16 protein-coding genes are annotated in these 19,215 nt (G+C 39.1%); 1 reads left to right on the forward strand and 15 read right to left on the reverse strand.

The genetic code is table 11. From position 1 onward, the window contains the following. Window positions 1-18 precede the first annotated feature (18 nt). Entirely contained in the window at window positions 19-732 is a 714-nt protein-coding gene (locus tag FIU87_RS10550) for a DsbA family oxidoreductase (RefSeq protein WP_152444559.1), read from the reverse strand. 77 nt (window positions 733-809) lie between these two features. Continuing rightward, entirely contained in the window at window positions 810-3,002 is a 2,193-nt protein-coding gene (locus FIU87_RS10555) for a DEAD/DEAH box helicase (protein WP_367643907.1), read from the reverse strand. Window positions 3,003-3,144: 142 nt separating this feature from the next. Here FIU87_RS10555 and FIU87_RS10560 point away from each other — a divergent pair, with 142 nt between their 5' ends. After that, complete coding sequence (locus FIU87_RS10560; RefSeq protein WP_152444560.1) at window positions 3,145-3,459, forward strand: hypothetical protein; 315 nt, start codon at window positions 3,145-3,147, stop codon at window positions 3,457-3,459. A 36-nt stretch (window positions 3,460-3,495) separates the two neighbouring features. Here the strand turns inward: FIU87_RS10560 and FIU87_RS10565 are convergent, their stop codons facing one another. The 13 genes from FIU87_RS10565 to argJ form a co-directional block, all read right to left on the reverse strand. Further along, complete coding sequence (locus tag FIU87_RS10565; protein WP_152444561.1) at window positions 3,496-4,353, reverse strand: YihY/virulence factor BrkB family protein; 858 nt, start codon at window positions 4,351-4,353, stop codon at window positions 3,496-3,498. A 24-nt stretch (window positions 4,354-4,377) separates the two neighbouring features. Continuing rightward, a complete protein-coding gene (locus FIU87_RS10570) occupies window positions 4,378-5,208 on the reverse strand; it encodes a dimethylarginine dimethylaminohydrolase family protein (protein ID WP_253905554.1) in 831 nt (276 codons plus the stop codon). Between the two features lie 159 nt (window positions 5,209-5,367). After that, window positions 5,368-6,183 carry a CAP domain-containing protein gene (locus tag FIU87_RS10575; RefSeq protein ID WP_152444562.1) on the reverse strand — a complete coding sequence of 272 codons (816 nt, stop codon included), beginning with the start codon at window positions 6,181-6,183 and terminating at the stop codon, window positions 5,368-5,370. 274 nt (window positions 6,184-6,457) lie between these two features. Continuing rightward, the gene (locus FIU87_RS10580) at window positions 6,458-7,417 is read right to left on the reverse strand and encodes a Gfo/Idh/MocA family protein (RefSeq protein WP_152444563.1); all 960 of its coding nucleotides are present in this window, start codon (window positions 7,415-7,417) and stop codon (window positions 6,458-6,460) included. Between the two features lie 55 nt (window positions 7,418-7,472). After that, window positions 7,473-8,000 (reverse strand): type 1 glutamine amidotransferase domain-containing protein, encoded by a 528-nt coding sequence (locus tag FIU87_RS10585; protein WP_152444564.1) that lies wholly within the window; start codon window positions 7,998-8,000, stop codon window positions 7,473-7,475. 72 nt (window positions 8,001-8,072) lie between these two features. Further along, window positions 8,073-9,449: an argininosuccinate lyase gene (gene argH / locus FIU87_RS10590; RefSeq protein ID WP_152444565.1), complete on the reverse strand. Its 1,377-nt coding sequence runs from the start codon at window positions 9,447-9,449 to the stop codon at window positions 8,073-8,075. Between the two features lie 15 nt (window positions 9,450-9,464). Then, a complete protein-coding gene (locus tag FIU87_RS10595; protein WP_152444566.1) occupies window positions 9,465-10,679 on the reverse strand; it encodes an argininosuccinate synthase in 1,215 nt (404 codons plus the stop codon). Window positions 10,680-10,747: 68 nt separating this feature from the next. Beyond that, window positions 10,748-11,719 (reverse strand): ornithine carbamoyltransferase, encoded by a 972-nt coding sequence (gene argF, locus FIU87_RS10600; RefSeq protein WP_152444567.1) that lies wholly within the window; start codon window positions 11,717-11,719, stop codon window positions 10,748-10,750. Continuing rightward, window positions 11,704-14,925: a carbamoyl-phosphate synthase (glutamine-hydrolyzing) large subunit gene (gene carB / locus FIU87_RS10605; RefSeq protein WP_152444568.1), complete on the reverse strand. Its 3,222-nt coding sequence runs from the start codon at window positions 14,923-14,925 to the stop codon at window positions 11,704-11,706. Before carB ends, argF begins: the two co-directional genes overlap by 16 nt. Next, entirely contained in the window at window positions 14,912-15,988 is a 1,077-nt protein-coding gene (locus FIU87_RS10610) for a carbamoyl phosphate synthase small subunit (protein ID WP_152444569.1), read from the reverse strand. The genes carB and FIU87_RS10610 overlap by 14 nt, the downstream gene beginning before the upstream one ends. Continuing rightward, window positions 15,981-17,174, reverse strand: coding sequence for an aspartate aminotransferase family protein (locus FIU87_RS10615; protein WP_152444570.1), 1,194 nt, complete (start codon window positions 17,172-17,174; stop codon window positions 15,981-15,983). Before FIU87_RS10615 ends, FIU87_RS10610 begins: the two co-directional genes overlap by 8 nt. After that, window positions 17,167-17,961: an acetylglutamate kinase gene (argB, locus tag FIU87_RS10620; RefSeq protein ID WP_152444571.1), complete on the reverse strand. Its 795-nt coding sequence runs from the start codon at window positions 17,959-17,961 to the stop codon at window positions 17,167-17,169. The genes FIU87_RS10615 and argB overlap by 8 nt, the downstream gene beginning before the upstream one ends. Window positions 17,962-17,976: 15 nt before the next feature. Further along, on the reverse strand, window positions 17,977-19,212 hold the full coding sequence (argJ, locus tag FIU87_RS10625) for a bifunctional ornithine acetyltransferase/N-acetylglutamate synthase (RefSeq protein ID WP_152444572.1): 1,236 nt from the start codon (window positions 19,210-19,212) through the stop codon (window positions 17,977-17,979). Window positions 19,213-19,215: the final 3 nt, after the last annotated feature.

A 19,215-nucleotide genomic window follows, 5' to 3' on the forward strand; every position in this document is an offset into this window, starting at 1 on the left:
GGCCGGAGTTCCTTTTATCTATTCACAACAATCATCTGAACAGTAAGATGTGTCACTTTTCTTTTTTGATTCAAAAGCTTGGAGCGTTGGTTTCCCGTTTTCTTCTTCCCAAACTTTTTCAAGTGCCTCTAGGAAAACCTCACCTGGCTGTGCTCCTGAAATGGCATACTTACTGTTAAAGACAAAGAATGGTACACCTTGTACGCCTATTTCTCTTGCCTCTTGTTGATCAAATCGAACCTCTTTTTCATAGGCATCACTTTCTAAAACTTCCTCTATTTTCGCTTCTTCAAGACCAATGCTTGTACCGAGTTCTTTTAGATACTCTCTGTCTCCAATATGTTCTGAATCGGTAAAATAAGCCTGCATCAGTCTTTCTGTCACCACTTTTTCTACTCCCTTGCTCTCTGCAAGCTTTGCAAGCCTGTGAGCGTCAAACGTGTTTGTTGTAATGGCTGTATCAAAGTTGAAGGTTAAACCAACCTCTGCTGCTTGTTTGGCGACGTTTGCGCTCATTCTCTTCGCCTCTTCGACTGGCATGCCATATTTTTTTGCTAACATTTCGTATACTGTAAAGTCTGGGTCCACCTTGGCAGTTGGATCAAGTTCAAAACTCTTAAATTCAATCTTCACTTCTTCTCGGTGAGGGAATTTTTCCAACGCTGCTTCTAATCTGCGTTTCCCAATATAGCAGAATGGACAAACAAAATCAGACCAGATTTCTATTTTCATTGTTGCACCTCTTCTCTTTCCTGTTGGGTATATCATAACATATCTATCTTAAAAGCTCTTTGTATGTGCTCAAAGGATCATTCTTTGGACTCAAGCAGTCTCCTACACAGTAATCTTGATTGTACACGCACACATACATGTGGTGGTTGCGCCAAGTGTACTGCTTCAAATGGTACACCAAGCCATAGAGTAGCTTGATCAATGATAACAAATGGAAAAGGGTAGACCCCCTTGCTTTTCTCCAAATGGACAGAGATTCTCATGTTATCCAATCTTTGCTTCCAATCAACAGGAAGTTCCTTGTTATTAGGAAGGTAAATACAAACCGAATTGGTAGCATTTTCAACATCATAAAAAAGCCTATCTAATTTTTGTGCATGCATCCATTGCATGTTGGGATGCTGCTGCTTGACCCATTTCCCAATATGATGTGGAAGGACCGATAATTGATTGTTTTTTTGGAAGTCGACCAGTTTTCGCACGGTTTTGTCCCTATATGCTTTGGATTGAATAAAGTCAGCGTCACCCACATGAATAAACTTTCCACGAGATCTGGTGATAGCAACATTGATTAATCTTTCACTATTTTTTCCTGTTAACAGCATTCCTGGCCTTTCAAATGGATGGCTGTCAACAGAATCGAAAATGACCATGTCGCGCTCACTACCTTGGAATCTGTGAACCGTTGCAGCAATGATAGTATCCTTCCCCTGCTCCTGTGGCAGCATCTCCTCAATTAGCTCCTGCATCCAACTTGCTTGTGCCCTGTATGGTGTAATAAATCCTATAGACCTTACTCCATCAATATAGGCTTCGTACATAGCTTGAAAAGATAGCACTAAATGCCATATGTTTACTCTAGATTTAGAGTCTCTTTCTGTAAAAGCATACGCGCCTGATCCTGAAGTGGAAAGCATGAGGGAAGCTGTGTTAGGAAAAGGCTTTTGTTTAGCAATTTTTTCCCGTACCTCTTTTAGTCCTGGGTAATCACCAACTAAAGAAGAATAGATATACCTATTTGTGAAAGCTGAAATCTCTGGATGCATTCTTCTTTGTTCATTTAATAAGAATAGATGTGCATGTAAAGTCCCGCTATTAATCGAATCAGCTACCCCTGTTAGATGAAATACATCTTCTTTTAACCATCTATCAATTAATTCATGTCTTCCTGATGCAATTGGCGGTAGTTGCTTAAAGTCTCCGCATACAATAATGTGTTTGGCGAGGGAAGCCGCAAAAGCAATCTGTGGAATATAGGCCATACTCGCTTCATCTATAATTACAAGGTCGTAATCCGCTTCATAAACAGACGGATCAGTTGCTGCCTTTGACAAGGTGGTACCGATAATTTGAGCACTTTTTATTAGCTTCAGCTCTTTCTGTCTGACCTTCTCCAATATTTTTGCAAGGTTAGCTTCTAGTTTCAATAATCGCTCGGAACTCTTTTCAGAATAGGATTCGGATAGCTCAAGCTTCAACTGTTTTCGTTCTTCTGTCTTTGCTCCTTTTTCTTTTGCAAGCTCAGGATCTTGTGCTTGTATAAGTGTTGTGCTTGTAATAGGTGGAAAGTTTAATTCGAATTCTGGTGTCACAGTACCAAACCGAAGGATATCCCCTTCTTTAAACTTTCTCTTTTTTACGATAAAGGAGGTTATCTCTTTCATAAGGACATTAACGGATTGATTGCTGTGAGAAAGCAGGAGTACCTTCTTTGCCTTAAAATATTTATTGGCTGCTACTCTGGCTAAAGTGTAGGTTTTTCCTGTTCCGGGAGGTCCCCATACAAACGTGACCGGATTATACTTACTTCGGAGAATTAATTCGTGAACATTTGATTTTATAATGGAAGTGGGATGCTTAGGCTCTATATCAGGTTGTAAAAGCTTTCTTACTCTTCCCCGTTTCTTCTTCTCTTTTTTGATTTCATCTAATCGTTGTATTAATTGATCTAACAATTCCCAGGGGTTGTGTGACAAATATGCTTTGGTTAGTATATCTCCTAGATTCTTTTCAAAGGAGAGAATAAGGTTTTTCCCATCAGACGATAACACTCTTGCCTCTGTTTTTATCTCTCCCCACTCTACTGTGACTAGAGAGTTTGGTGGGAGGCTAATGGAAAATACTGTATCAAAATAGTAATTGTATGGCGGACCGCTATTGACCATTCTTCCGTTTAAAAGCAAATACTCGGTGCTGCCGAACTTCTTCATGTGAAAAATTTCTGCTTGTAATGCTTTTTTCCATTCTTTTATATGTTGAGAGGTTTTCAATTTTTTTCTTCCTTCTAGGTATACAATTTAAGAAAAACTATCGTACCAGCATTTTATCTTTTAGTCTACTATTTTTGAATGGACGGTTTACGTTTCATCCATCTCAATAATTGGGAAGATAAAAAGTAAGGAGGATGAGAGAATGCTTGCTGTTTACTTAAGTGTCGTGATATTTATTGTCTCCGTTAGTATATTGGTGGTTGCCTATCTTTCTTTCCGAAAGAAATCCGAACCGACTTTTCAAGCATTAAATACAATGAATGAACGGATTACGGAAGAAAAAGAGGCGATTCAATTACAGATGGAAAAAATGAAGGAAAAACAAACGAACTTAAAAAATGATTTAGACTGGAAGAAATCAGTATTTCAGTTCACGCTAGGAGAACTGAAAAAATTGCCATATTCGTTTAAAAGCTCTACTAGAAAAAAGCACACACAATATGATCGAAGCATGTAAAAAGCACCGAATCCACTTTCTGATTCGGTGCTTTTCTTATAATGCAGTAAACGTTTCATCTTTATAGTGTGGTGGCCTCGTTAGCCTGTCTTTATGATAGATAGCGTTAATCTCCCCACCGATAACAAGGGCAAGGCCCGTTAAAAATAACCATAGCATTAAAATTATAACACCACCAAGGCTTCCATACGTTGCGGAATAGTTTCCAAAATTGCTGATGTAAAAGGAAAAACCTAACGATACCGTCTGCCATATAATGGTTGCAACTAGAGCTCCAGGTAGTAACTCTTTTATGGTCTTATTAATATTAGGTGCGATTCGATATAAAAGTGTAATGATGGTGAAAATAACAATAAATGCGATAATCCATCTGAATACATTCAACAAAATGGAGGTGTATTCTTCTAAAAATAACATGGAATCTAGTCGTTTTATGATAATGCCTCCAAAAACAGGAAGGAAAAAAGCAATGAGAAAGGCAAAAATCAATCCAATAGTAAGCCCAATGGATAGCAGCCTAACTAGATAAAATGGCCTTGTTTCTTCGACATTAAATGCTTGATTCATTGCACCTATAAAAGCATTAATTCCATTGGATGCTGACCAAATTGTCCCGAGGATTCCAACAGTCAGGAGTCCTCCATTAGGTTTGTTTAAAAATTCATCAATGTTTTGCTCAAAAACAGCTACTGTTTCTGAAGGCATCATCGTTTGGAGGAATTCAATCGCCTTTTGTGGATCAATATTTAAGTAAGGCATTAAGGATAGCCCTAATACTAATAATGGAAAAAGAGAGAGCATGTAATAATATGCTTGTTCTGCTGCAAGGCCTGTTGCTCTGTCCTCCTCCATTTCCCGCCAAAGCCTCTTTAAAAAAATAACAAATCTTTTCATGCCAAGGCTCCTCCTCTCTTCTCTTTACCCTCTTGCTAAAGGCATGGAACAGCACCGAAATGATCCGCCGGATTTTATTATTTCTGATATATCTACTTCCAGTACTTGATAACCTCGCATTTTCAGCTTTGCATTAATATCTTTATTACATGGTAAGCTGATGACGGTCTTATTTCCAATGGATAAAACATTCGTTCCCATCGTAAATTGTTCCTCTTTCGTGACTTCCAGGAGGTGATATCTGTTTGAGAGATAGTCATATTTTTTCTCTCCAATTGCGTCTGGATAAATAATTGCTTCGTTCTCAGAAATTACATTAAAGACACAATCAAGATGAAGATAGGATTTATCAATAGGGATGGGAATTATCTCATATCCAGGAAGTTCCATCTTTAATGCGTCAAGACTTTCCATGGTGGTTCTACCACTGATGCCAACATAAATTACGTCGTTATCTATGATCACATCTCCACCCTCCACACTGTTTCCGGTTAGTGGGGTGAAGGAGATGTTCTCCTTTGTTAACCATCCTTTAAGAATCTCTTCCTCTCCAGATCTAATCTCACTGCCCATATGTGAAACAAAGACCTTTTCCCCTAATGTGAAGCCTATATCTCGCGTAAAGACCTGCTCTGGAAAGTGTTCAGCTGGAGGTAAGCTGTAAACTTCAATTCCTTGAGCAATCATGGTATCTACGAATTTTCGATGCTGCTTTGTTGCGAGCGTTTCGTCAATGTTTTCTTCAGCAAAATGCTTTTGTGTTTCATTGATAATTTCATCAATTTTCATATGTAAGGGTGGGCAAACAAGCACTTTTTTTAATTCATTGTACTCATTTTTACAAGTGTTTTTCACTGAAAACGTCTCCTGTTCAAGATTAAGGCTCACGTATCTTTCCTCCGTTCAACTTTATTTGTCTTAAGATACATTCCCAATTCTAAAGGTTGTTTAAACATGATAGAAAAAAAAGCAAATCTAACGGTTACATTAAATTTGCTTTTCATTAGTATTAACTTATTTTCCAATAAACATTTGTGTCCAATAGTTTCCTTCTTCTACGTATCCTACACCAATATGCGTGAATTGGCCATTTAAGATGTTCTTTCTATGTCCTTCACTATTCATCCAAGCTTGAACTACTTCCTCAGGTGAACGTTGTCCCATTGCAATGTTTTCCCCTGCTGTTCTGTAGGATATTCCATAGTCACGCATCATATCAAATGGAGATCCGTGGTTTGGGCTTGTATGTGAAAAATAATTATTTTGCTGCATATCCTTAGATTTATCACGTGCTACATTGCTTAGGGATGCATCTGCTTTCAAATCAGATAAACCATTTTTTCTGCGTTCTGCATTGGTCAATTCAATGACCTTCATTTCTGTTTCAGAAATTCCTTCTGTAGACTCTTGGGCCTGTTTATTGGTATCCCCTTCAGCTTGTTCTTGCTGAGGCTGATTTTCAGGAGCTGCTTCTTGCCCACCACCAGGCTGTTGCCCTTGAGGTACTTCCTGCTGAAACTTATAGATATCAAAAGGTCCTTTGTGCGCAAAGTTCTCAAAATGAGGGAATTTTTCACTTGGAATGGTCGTGCTAAAAGAGTTCTGGTCAATTGTTAAATAACCATGATTCATTTCTTGAATTTCAGCGTGTTGTCCTTCATGGCCACCTTGAGCGTTGTTGTACCCTACTCTCGTAATTCCAGTATCTCTATCATCAAATGCTGTATTGTTATTGTTCAAATCATTTTGAGCGTCATTAGGATTATTACAAGCAACAAGCAACAATAGAGAAAGGGTAAATATGATTGTAAATTGTAATGCTTTTTTCATGTTACATCTCCTTTTCTTGTTTTGATACCCCTTTAGTTTTGCTTTAAATTTCAAAACTATAATTGGTAAAAAACAAGAAAAAATGAGATTTTTGGAAGGCTTTTTTCAAAAAAGTTTGTTGCTATTTACCAGGAAAAAATGAGCTTTTAGAGCTTATCAAATCTTTTAGCAAAGAAAATTGCCTCATCTTTCATACTTCTTTCACGAAATGAGCACGACAGAAATGTTGATTTCGGGTCAACCAAGTTTACGAAAACAGCGTTTAGGAAAGGGATTACTGGTGTCCCAGTAATTGTTCTAAAGTATATTGAATGTTAAGTCCATCTTTAAAGTTGACAAGGTGGGCGTCTTCCCCGTTTAAACTTTTGACAAACTCTTGAATCAAATCAAATTTTGCTGGTGCTAAATGTGCTTCATCCACAATGGTCCAGGCTTCTCCTTTTGCTGCCGTTTTAACGGTGCGCCAGTTTTCCAATCGAAAGCTTTTCTCTGTACCATGGATAGTGAAAGCAATTTCCTCTTTTTCTGCCTGCCCACTCATACCATCAACTAATACTTTCCTGCCGTTTTCAAGCTCCAAAATAGCTAAAACGCCTTCTTCACAAACATTTGGATCATCAGGGAATTCAACAGAGGTAATGACCCTTTTGACATCTCCAAAAAAATGCATGATTAGGTGCAAGTAATGAGGCGAGATCTCTCGAATAAAGCCACCTTGTAATCGCGAAGAAATCCAGCTTGTTTTTTGCCAAGGTCGGGGCCATTCTGGGAAATGCATTTTTAGCGTAATTCTTTTTAGCTCACCAAATGCTTCATCTGTCATCATTTTATTAATTGTTGCAAATGCTTTTTCATAAGCCATTGGAAAATGGATGCCGTTCACTAAGTTCTTTTCCTGCACAACACTAAGCATTTGCTCCGCTTCTTCTATAGAATTTGCTAAAGGCTTTTCGCAAAGAATATGTAGATCATGCTGTGCAGCAGCCATTACTACAGGGTGATGATATGCAGGAGGAACTGCAATATAGACGAAATCTAGTTCTTCCTTGCTGAACATCTCCTGGTAATTAGTATATACGTTCACATTTTTCATTATTTTTGCTGTATTGTTTAATATCTCAAGATTTGTGTCACACAATGATGCGATTTGAATATTCGTACTATTTTGGAATTGTGAAATTAATCGCTGACCGACGACACCAAGGCCAACAATCCCCACTTTATATGTATGCATATTGTTTCTTCTCCCTTTTAAGGACAGCCCAGTTCGAGCTGTCCCATTCTCTGTTTTAGTTGTTTTGTGTTAGAACATTTATGAACTCGCGCATATAGTCAGGAAGATCTGGTGGGCGACGACTGGAAACAATATTTCCATCCACAACTACGGCTTCATTCACCCATTCTGCACCTGCATTCATCATATCATCCTTAATTCCTGGGGTGCTTGTGACTTTTTTACCTTTCAGAATGTTAGCGGATATCAATACCCATCCCGCATGGCATATTTGTCCAATCGGTTTATTATCTTCATTCATTTGCTGAATTAAATGTAAGACATCGTCATATCTTCTTAGTTTGTCAGGTGACCAGCCACCTGGAACTAAAACTGCATCAAAATTACCTGGATCGGCATCGTGAAAGGATATGTCTGACTCAATCGGAACTCCATATTTTCCTGTATACGTTGTGTTGGGTTTTTCTCCTGCAATTACTACTTCTGCCCCTTCTTCTCTAAGTCGTAAAACAGGATACCATAGCTCCAAGTCTTCAAAATCATCACTTACTAGCTGAATCACTCTTATATTTTGCAGTTTCACAAAAAAACCTCCTTCACAATGTTATAGGTTCATTGTGAACGAGGGAAGTATCTTTTGCAAATAGGTTGCAATTCATTTTGAAAGAAATGTTTCGGCAAGTTCCATTTGTTTTTCTACTTGAGCAAATGACGTCCCGCCCTCACTCATTCTAGCCTCCACTACTTGTTTAGGTTGAAGCACTTGATAGATCTCCTCGTTAAATAAAGGAGAGAATTGTTGGTACTCCTCTAAGTTAAGGTCCAAAAGAAATTTCTGTTGATTTATCGCATGCAAGACAATTTTCCCAATGATTTCATGTGCTTGTCTAAAGGGCAGCCCCTTTGTAACAAGATAATCTGCAATATCGGTTGCATTGGAAAAATCCTGTGACACCGCCTTGTACATATTGCCTTGATTGACAGTCATTGTTTCAATCATTGGAGCGAGCAATCTTAAGGTACCATCAAGTGTCTTAACAGTATCAAACATGCCTTCCTTATCTTCTTGCATGTCTTTATTGTAGGCAAGAGGCAGACCTTTTAAGACAGTAAGTAAACCAATCAAATTCCCATAAACTCTTCCTGTTTTTGCCCGAAAAAGCTCAGGAACATCTGGATTTTTCTTTTGCGGCATAATGCTTGATCCAGTGCAAAACGAGTCATCTAGCTCAACAAAGTTAAACTCATGACTAGACCATGTTACGAGTTCTTCCGATAATCTGGATACATGTGTCATGATAAGCGATGCATGTGATAAAAATTCGACGATGAAATCTCTGTCACTCACCGCGTCCATACTATTGGGATATACTTTATCAAAACCTAACAACATTGCCGTTTGTTGTCTGTCGATAGGAAAAGGTGTCCCAGCCAATGCACCAGCACCTAGAGGCGACCATCCGATTCTTTTTAAGCTGTCTTGCAGGCGTTCCTTATCACGTTCTAGCATCCAAAAATATGCTAAAAGATGATGTGCAAAGGACACAGGCTGTGCACGCTGAAGATGCGTATAACCAGGTAGGATGGTGTAAACATTTTCTTTGGCTTTTTTTAGAATGGCATGTTGAACGGACTCTAGAAGTTCAATTAAGGTATTTGTTTTCTTTTTCAAGTAAAGATGCATATCAGTAGCAACCTGATCATTGCGGCTTCGTCCTGTATGAAGCTTCCCCCCTACAGGTCCAATCTCATCAATGAGCATTTTTTCAATATTCATGTGGATGTCTTCATGGGAAACCGAGAACTCTACATCTCCTGATAGTATCTTCTGTTCAATAGTTGAGAGTCCAGATTTAATGGTGTCAACATCTTCTAAAGGAATGATTCCAGTGTCTCCAAGCATTTGCACATGGGCAAGGCTCCCTTGAATATCTTCTAGGGCAAGTTCTTTATCAAATTCAATGCTGGCTGTGAATTCTTCAACTAGCTTATCCGTTGCTTTCGTAAATCTTCCGCCCCATAATTTCGTCATCGCTGCTCCCTCCTATCAAGTAATCGGCATTTTTTGTTTTTTGTGAATATCTGCGTATACCTTTGTTGGTAAGCCCCAGAGCTTAATGAATCCTACTGCTGCCTGATGGTCAAACATATCACCCTTAGAATAGGTGGCAAGCTCCTCGTTGTAGAGACTATATTGGGACATGCGTCCAACAACAGTGTGATTTCCTTTATAGAGCTTTACACGGATTTTTCCTGATACACATTGTTGTGTTTCTTCAATAAAAGCACTAAGTGCATGGACAAGTGGGGAATACCATAGACCTTCATATATTGCTTTTGCCATTTGATCGTCTACCGATGATTTAAATTGTGTTACTTCTCTAGGAAGCGTTAGAAATTCCAGCTCTTTATGTGCTTGTATTAAGATAAGGGCTCCTGGATTTTCATATACTTCACGGGATTTTATTCCTACAAGACGATTTTCAATATGATCAATTCGTCCCACACCATGCTTTCCACCAAGAAGGTTTAATTCTTCAATTAAATCGACAAGTCCCATCTGCTTATCATTTAGGGCAACAGGTATCCCTTTCTCAAACGATATTTCCACATATTCTGCTTCATCTGGCGTTAATTCAATAGGATTTGTCCACGCAAAGGCAGCTTCAGGTGGTTCATTCCAGGGATTTTCAAGAACTCCAGCCTCACATGCTCTTCCCCAAATATTGGCATCTATGGAAAACGGATTATCCAAATTTACAGGAATAGGAATGTTATGTTTTACCGCATATTCAATCTCTTCATCACGAGTCATTCCCCATTCACGAACAGGAGCAATGACCTTCAAGTTAGGATTTAACGCCTGAATGGACACTTCAAAGCGCACTTGATCATTTCCTTTCCCTGTGCAGCCATGAGCAACGGCAACCGCTCCTTCTTGCTCTGCCACTTCCACAAGCAACTTAGAAATTAAGGGTCGGGATAGGGCAGAGGAAAGCGGGTATTTCCCTTCATACATTGCGTTTGATTTTAATGCGGGAGCGATAAAACCATCTGCAAGCAGTTGCTTAGCATCAACCATAATTGCCTTGATGGCACCGACATCCAATGCTTTTTGTCTAATGGACTCTAAATCCTTTCCTTCCCCCACATCCAAACCAAGTGCGATAACATCGTAGCCATATTTCTCTTGTAGCCATTTTACGGAAACAGAAGTATCTAAACCTCCGGAATATGCTAATACTACTTTTTCTTTTGCCATTTTGAAACACCCTTTCTGGTATAAAAATATGATTTGTTGTATTTTTATACATTTCTCTGTAAAAAAATTTAGCTTCCCATTAATGCTTTTAATATTGCTTTTTGAGTATGAAGACGATTTTCCGCTTCATCAAAAACGACCGAATGAGGACCATCCAGTATCTCTGAGGTTACCTCTTCTCCACGATGCGCAGGCAAACAATGTAAAAAAATAAAATCATTCTTCGCAAAGCTACATATATCAGAATTAACTTGATACGGTTTAAATATAGAGAGTCTAGCCTTTGTTTCTTCTTCCTGACCCATACTGGTCCATACATCTGTCACAACAACATCGGCATCTTTTATCATCTCTTCTGGAGAGCTTGAGATTTGAATGGATGCGCCAGATCGTTTAGCTTCTTGTTCTGCTTTCGTTACAAGCTCTTGGTTAGGTTGATATTCGTTTGGGCAAGCAATAGTAATATTCATGCCTGTTTTTACCGCACCTTCTATTAATGAGTGGCACATATTATTATTTGCATCTCCAAGGTAACATAGCTTTAAGCCTTTTAACTTGCCCTTCTTTTCTTTAATGGTTAAGAGATCGGCAAGTACTTGAGCTGGATGATGTAAGTCTGTGAGTCCATTAATTACAGGAACGGTTGATTCTGTAGCAAATTCCTCAAGGATGTTGTGCCCAAAGGTTCGAATCATCATTCCGTCAACATATCTTGATAAAACCTTAGCGGTATCTCCTGGTGTTTCTCCTCTTCCAAGTTGAATATCGTTGGAGCTAAGGAAAATGGCATTTCCACCTAGTTGAAGCATTCCTACCTCAAATGAAACTCTAGTTCGAGTGGAGGATTTTTCAAAAAGCATCGCAAGCACCTTCCCCTTTAAGTAAGGATGAGGGATGCCTTCTTTTTGTAAGTGTTTTAGATTACTAGCTTCTTCAAGTAAAAAATGCAAGTCATCTGCTGTTAAAGAGCCTAAGGTTAGAAAATGTGATTGGCTCATTCTATATGTTTTTTCATTTTCCCATCTTAGTACACTTTGCATAAATATTCAACCTCTCTTTTTGGTAAATTTACAAATTGGTTGATGGTAAGGTAATCCACTTTCATGTATGCTTTCAAAAGTATGGCGTGTTTAACTGTATCTAAGTTTGAAAAGGATATGATCCCATGCTTTAAAAATAGCGATCTTAAGCTAGCTCCATTTCGGTTCTTTTCTCTTCCTTTTGTAGGAATGATGATGGCTGCTTGACATTTCTCTTTCTTGACAAGGTCTACTGTTTCCTCAAATGTTATTGCCATGGCAGGAATTTCGTTTTTTATTAAAAATTCCGCTGTTCCCTTTGTTGCATGAAGGGTGAATTTTCTAGCGTTTAGCTCCTTTAGTAATGGAAGAGCATTCTCTTTTTCTCGATCCGTGATAGAGCAAAAGATTATCGCATTTGGATTTTCTGTTGTAAAAGGGTTTCGTTCTTTTGAAAAAAGAGCTTTATTTAGCGCCTCATCAAAGCTTGCTCCAATCCCGATACTTTCCCCTGTTGATTTCATCTCAGGTCCGAGAATGTGGTCCACATCCTTTAACTTCGTTCCTGAAAAAACAGGAGCTTTCACTGTCCAAAAGCTAGGCTCTGGTAAGAGGCCAGTCGTTTCTAGTGTTTTGCCTAATTGCATTTGAACGGCAAGATCAATCATTGGAATACCAGTAATCTTACTTGTAATGGGTACCGTTCTAGATGCACGAGGGTTCACCTCTAATACGTAAACAGTATCACCTGAAATAACAAATTGAATGTTTGCAATTCCCACGATGTTTGTATAGGAACAAATTTTCTTTGTGTAATCTACCAAAGTTTGCTTTATGTTATGTGTAAGTGTTAAGGCTGGAAAAACTGCAAGACTGTCTCCGGAATGAACACCAGCTTTTTCTATATGTTCAAAAATAGCTGGTATTAACACATCGTTTCCATCAGATACGACATCTAATTCACATTCTAGTCCAGGAATAAATTGATCTACTAACAACGGCCATCTATCGTCGTTTACTTGTTTTCTTATAAAAGATTCTATGTCTTCTTCGTCGTAAAGAGTGTACATTGATTGCCCGCCAATAACATAGGATGGACGAACGAGGATGGGCATGCCGAGCTCTGCCGCTGCTTTTTTCAGTTCTGTTGGTGTTGTTATCATTTTTCCTTTTATATGAGGAATGTCAATAGTTTCCAGCATATCGTAAAAGCGTGCTCGTTCCTCCAACATATCTATGGCATCTACTGTTGTACCAGCTATTCTTACTCCTAAGCGTTCAAGCTCTTCTGCTAGATTGATGGCTGTTTGCCCACCGAATTGAATGAAAACCAATTCAGGTTTTTCTTTTTGAATGATTGGTACTACATCCTCAATGGTAATCGGCTCGAAATATAACTTATCTGCGACAGAAAAATCAGTACTAACTGTTTCTGGATTGTTATTGACAACAATTGTTTCATAGCCTGCCTTCTTCAATGAGTACACCGCATGAACAGAGCAGTAATCAAATTCTATTCCCTGCCCTATTCTTATTGGACCTGAACCAATAACAAGGGCTTTTTTGATTGGTGTCACCTTTCCTTCATCCCCTCCGCAAAAGGTGGAGTAATAATATGGGGTAATGGCATCAAATTCCGCTGCGCAAGTATCCACCTGTTTATAGGAAGGCAAAAGCTTATGTTCCTGCAAAGCGGATTGTAGAAGATCTTCTGAACATTTTAAAAGAGTGCAAAGTCGTTTGTTGCTCATGTTGTACTTTTTCGCTTTCTTTAATAGTTTATATGAAATGGTAGAAAGAGTTTTCGTATTTATTCTTTCTTCTAGCTGAACAATATTGTTTAGTTTGTATAGAAACCATTTATCAATATTGGTTAGGTTGTAGAGTTCCTCGACATTTCTCCCAGTTTTTAATCCATGCGCTAAAGCAAAAAGCCGCATGTGGGTAGGTTCTGTAAGATGCTTTCTCCATTCTTTTTCTGAAATGCTATCAAAAGATGGATGTAGCACCGAATCTAGCTTTTGTTCTAACGACCGAATTCCTTTATTCAAGGCACCTTCAAAGGAACGATCGATAGCAAGGACCTCTCCAGTAGCCTTCATTTGGGTGCTTAAGCTGTGATCTGCCTCTGGGAATTTATCAAAAGGAAAACGCGGAAGCTTTACTACCACATAGTCAAGAGCTGGTTCAAAGGAAGCGAACGTTTTCCCAGTGATGGGATTCGTGATTTCATCTAAGTGGTAACCTATAGCGCATTTTGCAGCAATACTAGCAATTGGATAGCCTGTTGCCTTGGAAGCAAGAGCACTGGATCTGCTAACCCGAGGGTTAACCTCGATGATATAATAGTCATCTGAATATGGATCCATCGCAAATTGAATATTGCAGCCTCCAACAATCTTCAAATTTCTAATAATATGAAGGGATGCATTTCTCAGTATTTGATATTGTCTATCTGTTAATGTTTGAGATGGTGCGACCACAATGGAATCACCGGTATGAACACCGACTGGATCCATATTTTCCATGTTGCAAACGATTATACATGTATCATTTTCGTCACGCATTACCTCATACTCTACTTCCTTCCAGCCTTTAATGCTTTTTTCCACAAGCACTTGATGAATAGGGCTTAACTGAAGTCCATTTTGTAATAGAAAATCTAGTTCCCTTTCATTATTAGCAAAGCCTCCACCTTCCCCACCGAGTGTGTATGCTGGTCTTATGATGACAGGATAACCAATAGATTCTACAAAGTTCTTTCCTTCTTCTTTTGTTTGAATAATCATAGAATCTGGAATTGGCTCGTTCAATCTCTTCATTAATTGACGAAACTTATCTCTGTCCTCTCCTTGTTCAATCGAAGCGACAGAGGTGCCCAATACCTTGACATTGAATCTGTCTAGAATTCCTTCATGATATAGAGCCACAATTAAATTTAATGCGGTTTGGCCTCCTAGTGTTCCAATGATACCATCAGGAAGCTCTGTTTTAATTACTTCTGTTAAACATTCTAAGGTGAGCGGCTCCATATATACTTTATCTGCAATATTAGAATCTGTCATAATGGTTGCTGGGTTATTATTGACAAGAATAACTTCTAGTCCTTCTTCTTTTAATGCCAGACAAGCTTGTGTTCCTGCATAATCAAACTCAGCTGCCTGACCGATGACTATAGGTCCAGATCCAATCACAAGCACCTTGTTTATCGTTTTATTTAATGGCATATGACATTACTCCTGATTTTTCTTTGATGTTTTGTAAAAATTGTTGAAAAAGATAATGGGTATCCTCTGGACCAGGATGTGCTTCTGGGTGAAACTGCACGCTTAGGATGGGCAGGTTTTGGTGTGCAAGTCCTTCTATTGTTTGATCATTGATGTTTCGATGCGTAACCTTAAAAGTATTTGTTTTGATGGAGGACTCTGATACCACATAACTATGATTTTGTGAGGTGATAAACACTTTCCCTGTTTTCAAATCTTTTACTGGATGATTTCCTCCCCGATGCCCAAACAATAGTTTCGTAGTGTCTGCACCGAATGCCAGGGCTAGAAGCTGGTGACCTAAGCAAATCCCCAAGCTTGGATACGTTTCTGCCATCTTTTTATATTCTGGTAAGCGAGCATTTAATGTCTTAGGGTTTCCTGGACCGTTACTAAAAACAATTCCATCAGGGTTGAGTTTTTGCACCTCCCCAAAGGAAGTATAGTATGGCATTAAGGTAACCTGACATCCTTCCTTTAATAGGGCATTTAGAATGGATTTTTTGAAGCCAAAATCAATTAAAGCAATATGTGGACCATAACCACTGTAAAGCTTCTGTTCTTTCGTAGAAACGACATCAACCCAATTTGTCTCCTCTTTTTCCACAAAGATGTGATGAGGATCCTTGGTAATGAAACCTTTTACCGTTCCATGGTGACGAATAGTTTTAACAAGCTCTCGTGTATCCACATCTGCCAGTCCAGCAATCCCAAGCTTATATAGAAGTTGATGTGTAGCCTCTTCTGAGGAATAATGATTGGGCAGATTACAAGCTTCCCCCATGATGACTCCTTTGAGGTGAAGTGCATCTCCTTCATAACCTGCTGGATTAAACCCATAATTTCCAATCAAAGGGTAACAAAATACGATGATTTGTCCCGCATAGGAAGGGTCAGACATGATTTCTTGATAGCCTGTCATACTCGTGTTGAAAACAACTTCACCTGTGGAATCCTTCTCACTTCCAATTAGCGTTCCAGAAAATACTTCTCCTGTTTCCAATATTAAATAGCCCTTAGTCATTCTTAGCCGCCTCCCAATTATGTAATACTTGTTGAAACCGGTGAATGAAATCATGCACTTCTGACTCCACTAGGTTAATTGGTGGGAGCATTCGAATAACAAAAGGACCAGCACTTAATAGGAGAAGCTTCTGTTGTAAAGCTTCCAATAGGAAGGATGATACATCTTCTTCCATTTCTAAACCGAGAAGAAAACCCTTGCCTTTAATCGCTTTTATGGTTGGGAATTTTTTTGCAAGTTGCTGTAACTCTTGAAATAGAAGCTCACTCACTTTCTTTGTATTATCTAAAAATTCCTGCGTCATGACAGATAATGTGCCTATTCCTGCTGAGCATGCAAGCGGATTACCACCGAAGGTACTTCCATGCATTCCTGGTTTAAAGGCAGATGCCACTTCTTTTTTGGCGAGCATTGCACCAATGGGGAAGCCTGAGCCTAACCCCTTTGCAAGTGTGATTATGTCTGGTTCGATGGAATATTGCTCATAGAGAAAAAGACTCCCTGTTCGTCCTATTCCTGTTTGAACCTCATCCACAACAAGGAGTGTGTTTTGTTTCTTGCAAATGGAAGCAAGCGCCTTAACCCAGATTGGGTCTGCAAGGATAACACCACCTTCTCCTTGCAAAAGTTCAAGCATTACGGCAGAAGGTTTTAACGCTTCAATTGCTTTTAGTGCCTCCCCATCATTAAAGGGTAAATGTACGAAGCCTTCTAGTAAGGGTTCAAATCCTTGTTTGATTTTTTCTTGGCCCGTAGCAGCAATCGTTCCGAGAGTTCTTCCATGAAAGCTTTGGTGGAAGGTAACAATCGTTGCTGCGTTCCCTGATGATTTTTGTTCATGTGCTTTAACAAGCTTAATCGCAGCCTCATTCGCTTCAGCACCACTATTACAGAAGAAAACTTGATCCAAGCAAGACCGTTCTGTTAATAGGGAGGCCAACTCTTCTTGTTTTGGCACTTCATAAAGGTTAGACGTATGCCAAATCATTTCTAACTGCAAATTAATCTCATTTTTAACTGCTGAATGACAGTGACCAAGGTTACATGTGGCTATGCCTGATGTGAAATCAAGGTACTTTTCGCCATCCTCTGCCCATACGTACGCTCCTTTTCCTTTTATTACTCTTAGGGGAAGACGGTTATATGTAGACATAATGGATGTGTGCTGATTTAGCGTGTTAAGCATGGTTGCTAGTGACCTCCTCTATATAAAACGTTGTGCCAACAGTACCCTCTGTAGCAACAAAAGTTTGCAGAGCACCGGGTGTTTCCCCATTTAATATACTGACCTTCTTTACACCTGCATGCAGGGATATTACGGCAGCCTGGACCTTAGGAATCATACCACCTGTTATTTGTTTTTCCTCTATTAATCTAGCAATTTCGTTTTCTGATATAGCAGGAATTACTTTTTCATTCACTAACACGCCATCTACATCACTCACCATACAAAGCGGTGCATAAAGCTCGTTAGCAATTGCTGCAGCTGCTAAATCGGCATTGATATTATAATGCTGTCCTGCTTTGTCCACAGCCACTGGTGAAATGACAGGGATGTAGTCTTGAAGTAGTAACATAGATAGCAGCTCTATATTTACCTGAATGATCTCTCCAACTAGCCCCAACTCATTTGTATTGGCAACTGGTTCTGCTTCTAAGAGCCTGCCATCAACTCCGCTCAACCCCATGGATTTTCCTCCAGCTTTTAGGATTTTACGGACAATATGTTTATTCAGGCTTCCTGAGAGCACCATTTCCACCACTTCTAATACCGGTTCCGTTGTTTTTCTTAAGCCATTAACAAACAAGGTCTCGACATTTAAACTCGATAAAAGGGAAGATATATTCGGTCCTCCACCATGTACAATGATAGGATGAAACCCTTTATTTCTTAACTCCACAAGGTCTGTGAAAAACGAAGTTGGCAGTTTATCGATGGTGCTTCCACCGCATTTTATAACAAGCGCATTCATGAGACTTCCTCCTCATTACGTTCGGTAGGATGCATTTATTCTTACATAATCATAAGAGAGATCACATCCCCAAGCTTTCGCATGTTGAATACCTTCATCAAGCCCTATTGTTATAATTATTTTTTCATCTTTTAATGATGCAGCTGCTTCTTGTTCATTAAATGGAAAAGGTAAACCGTTCTTTACAACAACGGTGGAACCAATCCTCACTTCATTAATTTCGTTTGTTAATGCTACCCCACTATATCCTATCGCAGAAACAATTCTCCCCCAGTTGGCATCCTCTCCAAATACAGCTGTTTTCACAAGGCTTGAGCCAACAATCGTTTTTGCAATCTTTTGTGCTTCCTCTTTTGTTTTTGCTCCATTTACATGAACTTCAATTAGTTTTGTTGCGCCTTCCCCATCTCTTGCAATTTGCATTGCCAAGGATTCACAAACCATTTTTAAGCCTTCTTTAAATAGTTGAAACTGATCATCGTGCTCTGTCCATACCTCGTTTTTTGCAAGGCCGTTTGCCATAACAAGTACCATATCATTTGTACTGGTATCTCCATCGACCGTAATCATGTTGAAGGTTTCCTCTGTTACTTGCTTTAATGCCAAATTTAGGGCAGATGCTGATATATGGATATCTGTCGTAATGAAACCAAGCATGGTTGCCATGTTTGGGTGTACCATACCAGATCCTTTGGCAACACCTGCAATCGTAAGGATGCATCCGTTGTAATTTAGTTCTACACTGGCTTTTTTTGTAAAGGTGTCTGTAGTTAGTATGGCTTCTTGAAAAAAATGCGCCTCCTTTTTGGATTTGACATCTGTAATCGATTCCACTCCTTGTTTAATAGCTAGCATGGGAAGCTGCTCACCTATTACACCAGTGGAAACAACAGCAACTTCCTCTTCGTTTAAGCCAATTTTGTAAGCGAACATCCGTCTCATTTCATATGCGTTTTCAAGTCCTTTTTGCCCTGTGCAAGAGTTTGCATTTCCTGAATTAACTAAGACTCCTTGAAGGGTTTCCCCTATTCGAATGCTTTCTTGCGTTACTTTTAATGGAGGAGCCTGAAAAAGATTGGTTGTATAAACAGCAGCTGCATTTGCTTGCACAGAAGAAAAAATCCATCCCAAATCCTTTCTTTTCCGCTTCACACCACAATGAAGCCCTCCTGCTGTAAAACCTTTAGGTGTACAGATATCACCATCACTTTTTGTCCATGAGGTAGTATTTTTTAATGCGGTTGTTTTCATTTA

The organism is Bacillus sp. THAF10, assembly GCF_009363695.1.
GTDB lineage: Bacteria > Bacillota > Bacilli > Bacillales > Bacillaceae_I > Sutcliffiella_A.

Excerpts from the sequence above, each read along its gene's own strand:
- FIU87_RS10615 (WP_152444570.1), bottom strand. The coding sequence starts at position 17,174 with ATGCTTAACACGCTAAATCAGCACACATCCATTATGTCTACATATAAC.
- FIU87_RS10565 (WP_152444561.1), bottom strand. The coding sequence starts at position 4,353 with ATGAAAAGATTTGTTATTTTTTTAAAGAGGCTTTGGCGGGAAATGGAG.
- FIU87_RS10610 (WP_152444569.1), bottom strand. The coding sequence starts at position 15,988 with ATGACTAAGGGCTATTTAATATTGGAAACAGGAGAAGTATTTTCTGGA.
- argJ (WP_152444572.1), bottom strand. The coding sequence starts at position 19,212 with ATGAAAACAACCGCATTAAAAAATACTACCTCATGGACAAAAAGTGAT.
- FIU87_RS10575 (WP_152444562.1), bottom strand. The coding sequence starts at position 6,183 with ATGAAAAAAGCATTACAATTTACAATCATATTTACCCTTTCTCTATTG.
- argF (WP_152444567.1), bottom strand. The coding sequence starts at position 11,719 with ATGCAAAGTGTACTAAGATGGGAAAATGAAAAAACATATAGAATGAGC.
- carB (WP_152444568.1), bottom strand. The coding sequence starts at position 14,925 with ATGCCATTAAATAAAACGATAAACAAGGTGCTTGTGATTGGATCTGGA.
- FIU87_RS10595 (WP_152444566.1), bottom strand. The coding sequence starts at position 10,679 with ATGGCAAAAGAAAAAGTAGTATTAGCATATTCCGGAGGTTTAGATACT.
- argH (WP_152444565.1), bottom strand. The coding sequence starts at position 9,449 with ATGACGAAATTATGGGGCGGAAGATTTACGAAAGCAACGGATAAGCTA.
- FIU87_RS10550 (WP_152444559.1), bottom strand. The coding sequence starts at position 732 with ATGAAAATAGAAATCTGGTCTGATTTTGTTTGTCCATTCTGCTATATT.
- argB (WP_152444571.1), bottom strand. The coding sequence starts at position 17,961 with ATGAATGCGCTTGTTATAAAATGCGGTGGAAGCACCATCGATAAACTG.
- FIU87_RS10560 (WP_152444560.1), top strand. The coding sequence starts at position 3,145 with ATGCTTGCTGTTTACTTAAGTGTCGTGATATTTATTGTCTCCGTTAGT.
- FIU87_RS10580 (WP_152444563.1), bottom strand. The coding sequence starts at position 7,417 with ATGCATACATATAAAGTGGGGATTGTTGGCCTTGGTGTCGTCGGTCAG.